Raw genomic sequence first — 10,659 nt, 5'->3', positions numbered from 1 at the left:
CGTTCAGTAATAGTCCTCGCATCGCGCGCACGTGCACAGCGTCGGCACACCCGGCGCGGCCCGCCCGTCAACCCGCCAGGGACGGATCGACCGGGCCGGATCGCCGACGTTGTGCACGCGCCGGAAGCCGAGTGCGACACTGGGACGCATGTCCGCCACCACCGCCGAACCCACCGACGCCGCCGCACCGCGCCGCGGGCGCCCCGGGTACGACCGCGCGCAGGTGCTCGCGATCGCGGTCGCCCTGTTCATCGAGCAGGGCTACGACGCGACATCGGTGGCGGATGTCGCGGCACGCCTCGGGCTGACCAAGTCGGCGCTGTACCACCACTTCGATTCGAAGGAGCAGCTGCTCGCACTCGCGCTCGACGAGGCGCTCAGCGGCCTCGAGGGCGTGCTCGAGCTCCCCGATGCACGCCGGGGCCCGGCATCCGAGCGTCTCGCGGCGGTGCTGCACGGCGCGGTCGGCGTGCTCGTGGAGCGCCTGCCCTACGTGACCCTGCTTCTGCGTGTGCGCGGGAACAGCGCGGTCGAGCGGGCAGCGCTCGAGCGCCGCCGATCGTTCGACCATCGCGTGACCGCGCTCGTCGAGGAGGCGCAGCACGAAGGTCTCGTGCGGGACGACCTCGACGGGGCGGTCGCCACACGCCTCGTGTTCGGCATGGTCAACTCGATCGTCGAGTGGTACCGGCCCGGCGGTCCGGTCGACGCCGAGCGCCTCGCCCACGACGTCGTGGCGGTCGCGCTCGACGGCATGCGCACGCGCTGAGCCGCAGCATCCGCTCCCTCCCCCCAACGCGGTTCGACGGCACGAAACCGACCCCCGGCAGAGCGCCGAGAGTCGGTTTCGTACAGCTGAATCCTGCGCGGGGTCAGGCCCGGGAGAGGCCCCGGATGGGGCTGACCTCCTGCTCGGCCTCGTGATCGGGACCCAGCGGGATGCCGGTGCGATCGCGCAGCAGCAGCGTCGCGAAGAGGCCGATCAGCGTCATGCCGGCGAGGTACCACGTGACCGACATCGTCGTGCCGGTCTCGGCCACCAGCCACGTCGCGATCATCGGGGCGAACGCACCGCCCAGGATCGCGCCGATGGCGTACGAGATCGAGACGCCCGAGAAGCGGATGGATGCCGGGAACAGCTCCGAGTACAGCGCCGCCTGCGGGCCGTAGGTGAAGCCGAGCCCGATCGTGAGGATCACGAGACCCAGGAACAGCAGGCCGATCTCCCCCGTGTTGACCAGCGGGAAGAGCAGGAAGACGCCGGCGAGCTGCAGGATCCATCCGATGATGTACGTGGAGCGGCGCCCGATGCGGTCGGACACGAATCCGGCCGCCAGGGTGGACAGCAGCCACATCACGGCGGAGCCGGCGACGGCCCAGAGCACCGGTCCGCGCTCGAGCCCGATCGGGCCCTCGGGGTTCGTCGAGTAGTTCTGGATGTAGCCGCCGGTGGTCATGTACCCGACCGCGTTGTTGCCGGCGAACACGAGCGCGGCGATGAGGACGAGCAGCGCGTGCTTGCGGAAGAGCTGCACGATCGGCATCTGCGTCTGCTCCTTGCGCTCAGCGAGCTCCGTGAAGACCGGGCTCTCCTCGACGCGGCGGCGGACGTACCAGCCGACCAGGATCAGCACCACGCTGAAGAGGAACGGGATGCGCCAGCCCCATTCGAGGAACGCGTCGCCGGGGGCGATCATCGCCATGACCGCCATGACGCCGGACGCGAGCAGCAGGCCCAGCGGCACGCCGATCTGCGGGGAGGCGCCGAACGCGCCGCGACGGGTCTTGGGGGCGTGCTCGACCGCCATCAGCACGGCGCCGCCCCATTCGCCGCCCGCGGACAGGCCCTGCAGGATGCGCAGCAGCACCAGCAGGATCGGGGCCCAGACGCCGATCGCCTCGTAGGTCGGCAGGACGCCGATGAGCGCGGTTGCGGCGCCCATGAGGATCAGCGTCCACATGAGCACCACCTTGCGGCCGTACTTGTCGCCGAAGTGGCCGGCGAGGAACGCGCCCAGCGGACGGAACAGGAAGCTCACGCCGACCGTGGCGAACGACACGATCAGGCTGTTGGCGCCCAGCGGGGCGAAGAACAGCTGGGTGAACACGAGCGCCGCGGCGGTCGCGTAGATGAAGAAGTCGTACCACTCGACGGTGGTTCCGACGACGGTGGCGAAGACGACGCGGCGCCGATCGACGGGGCTCGCGATGGTTCCGGTGGGCGTGAAACCCACGTCTGACTGCGGACTGCTCATGTGCGTGACTCCTGTGTCTGGGGGTTGACGACTTCGTCACCGGCGATGCGCGCGAGGGGTTGTTGCCGGATGTGCGACGATCATATACGATTTCGGATACGACGCAAGAGTGAGGACGCTCATGATGGACGACACGACGACGGATGCCGCATCCCCCGGCTCCGATCCCCGGTTCGCCGCCCTTCCCGGGCGCCCCGGCAAGGTGATCGCGATCCACCTCAGCTTCGCGTCGCGTGCCGATCAGCGCGGACGTCGGCCGCAGCATCCGTCGTACTTCTTCAAGCCCTCCAGCTCGCTCGCCCCCAGCGGCGCGACCATCGAGCGCCCCGCCGGCACCGAGCTGCTCGCCTATGAGGGCGAGATCGCCCTCGTGATCGGCTCCCCCGCTCGACGCGTCTCGCCCGCCGAGGCGTGGAGCCACGTCGGCTGGGTGACCGCGGCGAACGACTTCGGCCTCTACGACCTGCGCGCGAACGACAAGGGCTCGAACGTGCGCTCCAAAGGCGGCGACGGCTACACGCCGATCGGCCCGGCTCTTCTCGACGCACGCTCGGTCGATCCCTCGAACCTGCGCGTGCGCACCTGGCGCAACGGCGAGATCGTGCAGGACGACTCCTCGGCCGGGATGATCTTCCCCTTCGCGCAGCTCGTCGCCGACCTGTCGCAGCACTTCACCCTCGAGACCGGCGATGTCATCCTCACCGGCACTCCCGCGGGCTCGTCCGTCGCCGCCCCGGGCGATGTCGTCGAGGTCGAGGTCGATGTGCCCGGCGGGCCGACCTCCGGCCGCCTCGTGACGACCGTGGTGCAGGGCGGCATCTCTTTCGACCCGTCGCTCGGATCGCTCCCCGCCGTCGACGACCTGCAGCGCACCGAGGCCTGGGGCTCCCGCGAGGCGGCACGCCTCCCGGCCGAGCCCGTCTCGCCCGAGTCAGGCGATTCGCCGCAGTCAGGACGATCCGGCACCGACTCACCTGATCCGGGCGCATCGCCTGACTCCGGCAGCGCGTCGGGGCCGCGACTCAGCCCGGAGCTGCGGGCGAAGCTCGCGGCCGTGCCGGTCGCCGGGCTCTCGGCGCAGCTGCGCAGGCGCGGACTCGACAACGTCACGATCGACGGCGTGCACCCCCTCCACCCCGGCGCGAAGCTCGTCGGCACTGCCCGCACGCTGCGGTTCGTGCCGCTGCGGGAGGACCTCTTCCAGAGCCACGGCGGCGGCTACAACGCGCAGAAGCGCGCGTTCGACGCGGTCGGCGACGGCGAAGTCATCGTCATCGAGGCGCGCGGCGAGACCGGCTCCGGAACGCTCGGCGACATCCTCGCCCTCCGCGCGCACGCGCGCGGCGCGGCCGGCATCGTCACGGACGGAGGCGTGCGCGACGCCGACGCCGTGACGGCCGTCGGCATCCCGGTGTACACCGCCGGCGCCCACCCCGCGGTGCTCGGGCGCAAGCACGTCCCCTGGGACCACGACGTGACGATCGGATGCGGCGGCACGACCGTCCAGCCCGGGGACGTCATCGTCGGCGATGCCGACGGCGTGATCGTCATCCCTCCGGCCCTCGCCGAGGAGGTCGCCGACGCGGCCCTTGCACAGGAGGAGGAGGATGCCTGGATCGCGCAGCGGGTCGCGGAGGGGCATCCGATCGACGGGCTGTTCCCGATGAACGGCGAATGGCGCGCGCGCTTCGAGGCCGAGCACGGAGGAAGCCGATGATCCCGCTCGCGGCCGAGACCCTCAGCAAATCGCAGCAGGCGTATCGGTGGGTCAAGGAGCGCATCGCGAACCAGGAGTTCACACCCGGTTACCGGCTCGTGCTCAGCACCCTCGCCGGAGAACTCGACATGAGCGTCGTGCCGGTGCGCGAGGCGATCCGCCAGCTCGAGGCAGAGGGACTCGTCACGTTCGAGCGGAACGTCGGCGCGCGGGTCTCGATGGTCGATGACTCGCAGTACCGGTACAGCATGCAGGCGCTGTCGATCCTGGAGGGCACCGCGACGGCGCTGGCGGCGCGGCGGCTCACCGCCGACGATGTCCGCAACGCCCGGCGCATCAACGAGCTGATGATCGAGACGCTCGAGCACTTCGACCCGCGGGCGTTCACCTCCCTCAACCAGGAGTTCCACGCGGCCCTGTACGAGAAGTGCGCCAATCCCCGCATGCTCGACCTCGTGCGCTCCGAGTGGGCGCGCCTCGGCCATCTGCGCGACTCGACCTTCAGCTTCGTTCCCGGCCGCGCGCAGGAGTCCGTGCGCGAGCACGAGAACATCCTCCAGCTGATCGAGAACTCCGCCCCGCTGGGCGAGATCGAGAAGGCCGCCCGCCGCCACCGCTCGGCCACCCTCGACGCCTACATGATCCACGAACACCCCGACGAGGCCCTGGGCCTCCCCGCGTTCTGACCTTCCGCGAAGGAGCATCACCGCCATGACCGACACCTCGACGCAGACGCGCCACGTGCCTGCCGATCTGCCCGATCACATCCGCCACTACATCGACGGGGAGTTCGTCGACTCGGTCGACGGTGACACGTTCGACGTGCTCGATCCGGTGACGAACGAGACCTACCTGCAGGCCGCGGCCGGCAAGAAGGCCGACATCGACCGGGCCGTCGCCGCGGCGCGCCGAGCGTTCACGGAGGGGCCATGGCCGCGGATGCTGCCCCGCGACCGCTCCCGGATCCTCCACCGCGTCGCCGACATCGTCGAGTCGCGCGACAAGCGCCTGGCCGAGCTGGAGTCCTTCGACTCCGGCCTCCCGATCACCCAGGCGCTGGGTCAGGCCCGCCGCGCGGCCGAGAACTTCCGGTTCTTCGCCGACCTGATCGTCGCCCAGACCGATGACGCCTTCAAGGTGCCCGGCCGGCAGCTGAACTACGTCAACCGAAAGCCGATCGGCGTCGCCGGCCTCATCACACCCTGGAACACGCCGTTCATGCTCGAGTCGTGGAAGCTCGGGCCCGCGCTCGCCACCGGCAACACCGTCGTGCTCAAGCCGGCCGAGTTCACGCCGCTGTCGGCGTCGCTGTGGGCCGGGATCTTCGAGGAGGCGGGGCTCCCGCAGGGTGTCTTCAACCTGGTGAACGGACTCGGCGAGGATGCGGGCGACGCCCTGGTGAAGCATCCGGACGTCCCGCTCATCTCCTTCACCGGTGAGAGCTCGACGGGGCAGCTGATCTTCGGAAACGCCGCACCGTTCCTCAAGGGGCTGTCCATGGAGCTCGGCGGCAAGTCCCCGGCGATCGTGTTCGCCGACGCCGATCTCGAGGCCGCGATCGACGCGACCATCTTCGGGGTGTTCTCGCTCAACGGCGAGCGCTGCACCGCCGGCTCCCGCATCCTCGTGGAGCGTCCGATCTACGACGAGTTCGTGCGGCGCTACGCGGCGCAGGCGTCGCGTGTGATCGTCGGCGACCCGCAGGACCCGGCCACCGAGGTCGGCGCGCTCGTGCACCCCGAGCACTACGACAAGGTGATGTCGTACATCGAGATCGGCAAGACCGAGGCTCGCCTGGTCGCCGGCGGCGGACGGCCCGAGGGCCTCCCGACGGGCAACTACGTCGCCCCGACGGTGTTCGCCGACGTCTCCCCCGACGCCCGCATCTTCCAGGAGGAGATCTTCGGCCCGGTCGTGGCGATCACGCCCTTCGACACCGACGAAGAGGCGCTCGCCCTGGCGAACAACACCAAGTACGGCCTCGCCGCCTACCTGTGGACGAGCGACCTCAAGCGCGCGCACAACTTCTCGCAGGCGATCGAGGCCGGCATGGTGTGGCTGAACTCGAACAACGTGCGTGACCTCCGCACCCCGTTCGGCGGCGTGAAGGCCTCCGGCCTCGGCCACGAGGGCGGCTACCGCTCGATCGACTTCTACACCGACCAGCAGGCCGTGCACATCACGCTCGGCCCCGCCCACAACCCCACCTTCGGCAAGCCCGCCGCATCCCACTGACCTCCACCCATGTCGAGTCGCCAAGACACGCCGCTCACCGAACGGCCAACCGGCGTGTCTTGGCGACTCGAGGAACGACACCACGCAAGGACGCGAAATGACCCACCGCGATGACATGACCCTCACCTCTTCGGGCTTCTACGTGAGCCAGGAGGCGCCGATCCGCTCCGACAACCCGGTGCCCACGCCGACGGCGCCCGCTCCCGACGTGCTGCGCTGCGCGTACATGGAGCTCGTCGTCACCGACCTGGCCGCCTCGCGCGTGTTCTACGTCGACGTGCTCGGCCTCTACGTCACCGAAGAGGACGACCAGGCGATCTACCTGCGCTCCACCGAGGAGTTCATCCACCACAACCTCGTGCTGCGGCAGGGCGACGTCGCCGCGGTCGCCGCCTTCTCGTACCGGGTGCGCACCCCGGAGGATCTCGACAGGGCGGTCGCGTTCTACGAGGAGCTCGGCTGCGAGGTGCGGCGCAATCCGGACGGGTTCGTGAAGGGCATCGGGGACTCGGTGCGCGTGATCGACCCGCTCGGCTTCCCGTACGAGTTCTTCTTCCAGACCGAGCACGTCGAGCGGCTGTCCTGGCGGTACGACCTGCACACGCCGGGCGAGCTCGTGCGCCTCGACCACTTCAACCAGGTCACGCCCGACGTGCCGCGAGCGGTGAACTTCATGCAGTCGCTCGGCTTCCGCGTGACCGAGGACATCCAGGACGAGGAGGGCACCGTCTATGCCGCCTGGATGCGTCGCAAGCCCACCGTGCACGACACCGCGATGACCGGCGGCGACGGGCCCCGCATGCACCACGTCGCGTTCGCGACCCACGAGAAGCACAACATCCTCGCCATCTGCGACAAGCTCGGGGCGCTGCGCCGCTCCGACGCGATCGAACGCGGCCCGGGCCGCCACGGCGTCTCGAACGCGTTCTACCTGTACCTGCGCGACCCCGACGGGCACCGCGTGGAGATCTACACGCAGGACTACTACACCGGCGACCCCGACAACCCCGTCATCACGTGGGACGTGCACGACAACCAGCGCCGCGACTGGTGGGGCAACCCCGTCGTGCCGAGCTGGTACACCGAGGCATCCCTCGTGCTCGACCTCGACGGCAACCCGCAGCCCGTCGTGGCACGCACCGACTCGTCCGAGATGGCGGTGACGATCGGCGCGGACGGGTTCTCGTACACGCGCCCCGGCGAAGACTCGATGCCCGAGTACAAGCAGGGCGAGTACAAGCTCGGCCACCAGCTGTAGCCCCGGCTTGCCGAGAACGCACCTGTGTCCCCCGAGCAGCCTCAAGATGTGACACAGGTGCGTTGTCGGCAAGCGAGACGAAGGAGGAGATCGGATGCTGTCACCCGAGCAGATCGCCGCGCTCGCGGCTGAGCTGGCCGAAGCCGACCGCACGCACGGCGTGATCCCGCGCATCACCGCGCGGCACCCCGAGGCGACGATCGAGGACTCGTACGCGATCCAGGGGGTGTGGCGAGACCAGAATCTCGCCGCGGGGCGCACGCTCGTGGGCCGCAAGATCGGCCTGACCTCGAAGGCGATGCAGCAGGCGACCGGCATCACCGAGCCCGACTACGGCGTGATGTTCGACGACACCGTCTACGCGTCCGGCGCGGAGATCCCGGTCGACCTCTTCTCCAACGTGCGCGTCGAGGTCGAGCTGGCGTTCGTGCTCGCGAAGCCGCTCGAGGGTCCCGACGCGACGCTCGACGACGCCCTCGCCGCGATCGACTACGCCGTCCCCGCACTCGAGATCCTCAACTCGCACATCGAGCTGGAGGGCCGCACGATCGTGGACACCATCAGCGACAACGCCGCCTACGGGGCGATGGTGCTCGGCGACGTCCGCAAGCGCCCCGACGAGATCGACCTCCGCTGGGTGCCCGGGGTGCTCTCCCGCAACGGCGAGATCGAGGAGACCGGCGTCGCCGCCGGCGTGCTCGGCCACCCCGCCACGGGAGTGGCGTGGCTCGCGAACAAGTTCGCACAGCATGGCGCGCGACTCGAAGCGGGTGAGATCATCCTCGCGGGGTCGTTCACGCGGCCCATGTGGGTCTCGCGGGGCGACGCCGTGCGCTGCGACTACGGACCGATGGGAGTCATCGAATGCCGCTTCGTCTGAATCCGACGTTCCGCGATGCGCTCGCAGCCGCCGACCGGCCGCTCGCCGGTATGTGGGTGTGCTCGGGCTCGCCGCTCGTCGCCGAGATCTGCGCCGGGGCCGGCCTGGACTGGCTGCTCATCGACATGGAGCACTCTCCCAACGGGCTCGAGTCGGTGCTCGCCCAGCTGCAGGCGGTCGGCGCGTACCCGGTCACCCCGGTGGTGCGCGTGCCGATCGGCGACGTCGTGACCCTCAAGCAGGTGCTCGACCTCGGGGCGCAGAACATCCTCGTTCCGATGGTGTCGTCGGCCGCCGAGGCCGAGGAGCTCGTCGCCGCCGTGCGCTATCCGCCGCGTGGACGCCGCGGCGTGGGCTCGGCCCTGGCGCGTTCGGGCCGGTGGAACCGCGTCGACGACTACCTCGCCCACGCCGACGCCCACGTGTCGCTGTTCGTGCAGATCGAGACCGTCGAAGGTGTCGCGGCGGCGGCCGCGATCGCCGCAGTCGACGGCATCGACGGCGTCTTCGTCGGCCCGAGCGACCTCGCCGCCTCGATGGGGCTGCTCGGACAGCAGACGCACCCGGATGTCGCGGCCGCCGTGCTGCGCGCCTTCGAAGCCGTCCGCGCCGCCGGAAAGCCCGTGGGCGTGAACGCCTTCGACCCCGCCGCCGCGCAGGCCTACCTCGACGCGGGCGCCGCGTTCATCCTCGTCGGAGCCGACGTCGCGCTCCTGGCCCGCGGATCCGAGCGCCTCGCCGCGGACTTCGGCGCCGGCGGCACGGAGACCCGCGCGTCGTACTGACCGGCCGGGCGCGGCATCCGCGCTGCATCCTCGTGCTGTCAACCCTCACACCTTCGCGCCGCAGGCATGACACGCTGTGCACATGCGAAGGGATGTCTCGAGCCGGATCACGCTCAACGTGACCGAACCTGCCGACCTCGTGTTCGCCGTGGCGGCGAGCGCGCAATATGCCGCGGTGGAGGAGGAGTTCTCGGCCACGGTGGGGGGCGTTCCGGCCGAGGTGCGGGAGGTCGCCGACGCGCACGGCACCCGACTGCACCGTGTGAAGGCCGGCGTCGGACGCCTCGAGACGACCTATCGCGCGACGATCCACGGCGAGGCGGAAGCCGACGCGACATCCGAAGCCGACCTTCTCGTGTACGGGAGGCCGAGCCGATACGCCGAGTCGGACGCGCTCGCACCGACGGCCGGGGGCGAGTTCGCGGGCATCCGCGATCCGGCCCAGCTGCTCGCGTCGGTGTCGTCGTGGGTGGGCACGCGGCTCGCGTACGTCTCCGGCTCGTCGCTGCCCACCGACGGCGCGACGCGGACGCTCCTCGCCCGGCAGGGCGTGTGCCGCGACTACGCGCACCTCTGCGTGGCGCTGCTGCGCGGTCTCGGCATCCCGGCCCGGCAGGTCGCGGTCTACGCGCCGGGCCTGATGCCCATGGACTTCCACGCGGTGGCCGAAGCATGGATCGACGGCGCGTGGCGGGTGGTGGATGCCACGACCCTCGCCCCGCGCTCGACTCTCGTGCGCATCGCGACCGGTCGCGACGCCGCCGACACCGCGTTCCTCACCGTCGTGTCGGGCCGTATCGAGCTCCTCGAGATCGAGGTCACGGCCACGGCCGACGTCCTGCCCGACGATGACATCGACGAGCTCGTCTCGATCGGCTGACGTCGCGGCCGATCTCGCGGGCCGGCCGCGCGACGTGGCACAGTGAGTCCATGAAGAAGTGGACCGTGCGATTCCTCTCGCTGCTCGTCTTCAACATCGTCGTGCTGCTGGTGATCGGATTCCTCACTCCCGCGCACGTCGGATGGTCGGCGCTGTGGGCCGCCGTCGTGCTCACCGCGATCTCCATCTGGATCAAGCCGGCCGTGCAGAACTGGTTCCGCACGATGGCGGCGAAGTCCGCGAACCAGCGCACCAAGGCCGGTGAGAAGCTCATCGAGTTCCTCCTGGCGTTCGCGCTCGCGTTCCTGGTGTGGATCGCCACCGTGCTGCTGTCGGGCGTCACGATCGGCGGCGGCTTCTTCGGTGCGTTCTGGGGCTACGTCCTGCCGCCCGTCATCCTGCTGATCGGATGGGCGATCTACGACGCGATCGACGACAGGGTCGAGGCGCACGCGGGCGCCCTGTACGACAAGGCGTCGGGTGGGCGGTCGGCGACGGCGACGGATGCTTCCGCCCCAGCGATTCCGCAGAACCCCGAGGCCTCCGGGGCCGGGCGCCGCGAGTTGGACGACGGCCTCACCGACGAGCAGCGCCGCATGCTCGACGAGCTGGGCAAAGGCTGATCGCGGCGACCTGTCGATCCGCGCCC

The 10,659-nt window shown here is 70.3% G+C and carries 10 protein-coding genes; 9 read left to right on the top strand and 1 reads right to left on the bottom strand.

Annotation, left to right across the window (positions count from 1 at the left end):
• Positions 1 to 148: 148 nt before the first annotated feature.
• A complete protein-coding gene (locus tag ASD93_RS01750; protein ID WP_056117984.1) occupies positions 149 to 769 on the top strand; it encodes a TetR/AcrR family transcriptional regulator in 621 nt (206 codons plus the stop codon).
• Between the two features lie 103 nt (positions 770 to 872).
• On the opposite strand, the gene ASD93_RS01745 is transcribed toward ASD93_RS01750, so the two are convergent.
• The gene (locus tag ASD93_RS01745; RefSeq protein WP_056117982.1) at positions 873 to 2,255 is read right to left on the bottom strand and encodes an MFS transporter; all 1,383 of its coding nucleotides are present in this window, start codon (positions 2,253 to 2,255) and stop codon (positions 873 to 875) included.
• Positions 2,256 to 2,379: 124 nt separating this feature from the next.
• Here ASD93_RS01745 and ASD93_RS01740 point away from each other — a divergent pair, with 124 nt between their 5' ends.
• From ASD93_RS01740 to ASD93_RS01705, 8 genes are all read left to right on the top strand, one after another.
• Positions 2,380 to 3,972, top strand: coding sequence for a fumarylacetoacetate hydrolase family protein (locus ASD93_RS01740; RefSeq protein ID WP_200950565.1), 1,593 nt, complete (start codon positions 2,380 to 2,382; stop codon positions 3,970 to 3,972).
• Entirely contained in the window at positions 3,969 to 4,658 is a 690-nt protein-coding gene (locus ASD93_RS01735) for a GntR family transcriptional regulator (protein WP_056117978.1), read from the top strand. Before ASD93_RS01740 ends, ASD93_RS01735 begins: the two co-directional genes overlap by 4 nt.
• 25 nt (positions 4,659 to 4,683) lie before the next feature.
• Positions 4,684 to 6,207 (top strand): 5-carboxymethyl-2-hydroxymuconate semialdehyde dehydrogenase, encoded by a 1,524-nt coding sequence (hpaE, locus tag ASD93_RS01730; RefSeq protein WP_056117977.1) that lies wholly within the window; start codon positions 4,684 to 4,686, stop codon positions 6,205 to 6,207.
• A 97-nt stretch (positions 6,208 to 6,304) separates the two neighbouring features.
• Complete coding sequence (gene hpaD, locus ASD93_RS01725; RefSeq protein WP_056117975.1) at positions 6,305 to 7,465, top strand: 3,4-dihydroxyphenylacetate 2,3-dioxygenase; 1,161 nt, start codon at positions 6,305 to 6,307, stop codon at positions 7,463 to 7,465.
• Positions 7,466 to 7,559: 94 nt separating this feature from the next.
• Positions 7,560 to 8,345, top strand: coding sequence for a fumarylacetoacetate hydrolase family protein (locus tag ASD93_RS01720; RefSeq protein ID WP_056117973.1), 786 nt, complete (start codon positions 7,560 to 7,562; stop codon positions 8,343 to 8,345).
• Entirely contained in the window at positions 8,330 to 9,130 is an 801-nt protein-coding gene (locus ASD93_RS01715) for an HpcH/HpaI aldolase family protein (RefSeq protein ID WP_056117972.1), read from the top strand. The genes ASD93_RS01720 and ASD93_RS01715 overlap by 16 nt, the downstream gene beginning before the upstream one ends.
• An 82-nt stretch (positions 9,131 to 9,212) precedes the next feature.
• Positions 9,213 to 10,010, top strand: coding sequence for a transglutaminase-like domain-containing protein (locus ASD93_RS01710; protein WP_056117970.1), 798 nt, complete (start codon positions 9,213 to 9,215; stop codon positions 10,008 to 10,010).
• A 50-nt stretch (positions 10,011 to 10,060) separates the two neighbouring features.
• Entirely contained in the window at positions 10,061 to 10,633 is a 573-nt protein-coding gene (locus tag ASD93_RS01705; protein ID WP_056117968.1) for a hypothetical protein, read from the top strand.
• Positions 10,634 to 10,659 lie beyond the last annotated feature (26 nt).

Origin of the sequence: Microbacterium sp. Root180 (genome assembly GCF_001428485.1) — a bacterium.
GTDB lineage: Bacteria > Actinomycetota > Actinomycetes > Actinomycetales > Microbacteriaceae > Microbacterium.
The sequence above is the reverse complement of the archived record's forward strand: the minus strand, read 5'-3'. Positions and strand labels throughout refer to the sequence as shown.

Bases quoted from the DNA above. Each gene is read 5' to 3' on its own strand.
- ASD93_RS01705 (WP_056117968.1), top strand. From the start codon at position 10,061: ATGAAGAAGTGGACCGTGCGATTCCTCTCGCTGCTCGTCTTCAACATC.
- ASD93_RS01710 (WP_056117970.1), top strand. From the start codon at position 9,213: ATGCGAAGGGATGTCTCGAGCCGGATCACGCTCAACGTGACCGAACCT.
- ASD93_RS01750 (WP_056117984.1), top strand. From the start codon at position 149: ATGTCCGCCACCACCGCCGAACCCACCGACGCCGCCGCACCGCGCCGC.
- ASD93_RS01745 (WP_056117982.1), bottom strand. From the start codon at position 2,255: ATGAGCAGTCCGCAGTCAGACGTGGGTTTCACGCCCACCGGAACCATC.
- ASD93_RS01735 (WP_056117978.1), top strand. From the start codon at position 3,969: ATGATCCCGCTCGCGGCCGAGACCCTCAGCAAATCGCAGCAGGCGTAT.
- ASD93_RS01740 (WP_200950565.1), top strand. From the start codon at position 2,380: ATGGACGACACGACGACGGATGCCGCATCCCCCGGCTCCGATCCCCGG.
- ASD93_RS01720 (WP_056117973.1), top strand. From the start codon at position 7,560: ATGCTGTCACCCGAGCAGATCGCCGCGCTCGCGGCTGAGCTGGCCGAA.
- hpaD (WP_056117975.1), top strand. From the start codon at position 6,305: ATGACCCACCGCGATGACATGACCCTCACCTCTTCGGGCTTCTACGTG.
- hpaE (WP_056117977.1), top strand. From the start codon at position 4,684: ATGACCGACACCTCGACGCAGACGCGCCACGTGCCTGCCGATCTGCCC.
- ASD93_RS01715 (WP_056117972.1), top strand. From the start codon at position 8,330: ATGCCGCTTCGTCTGAATCCGACGTTCCGCGATGCGCTCGCAGCCGCC.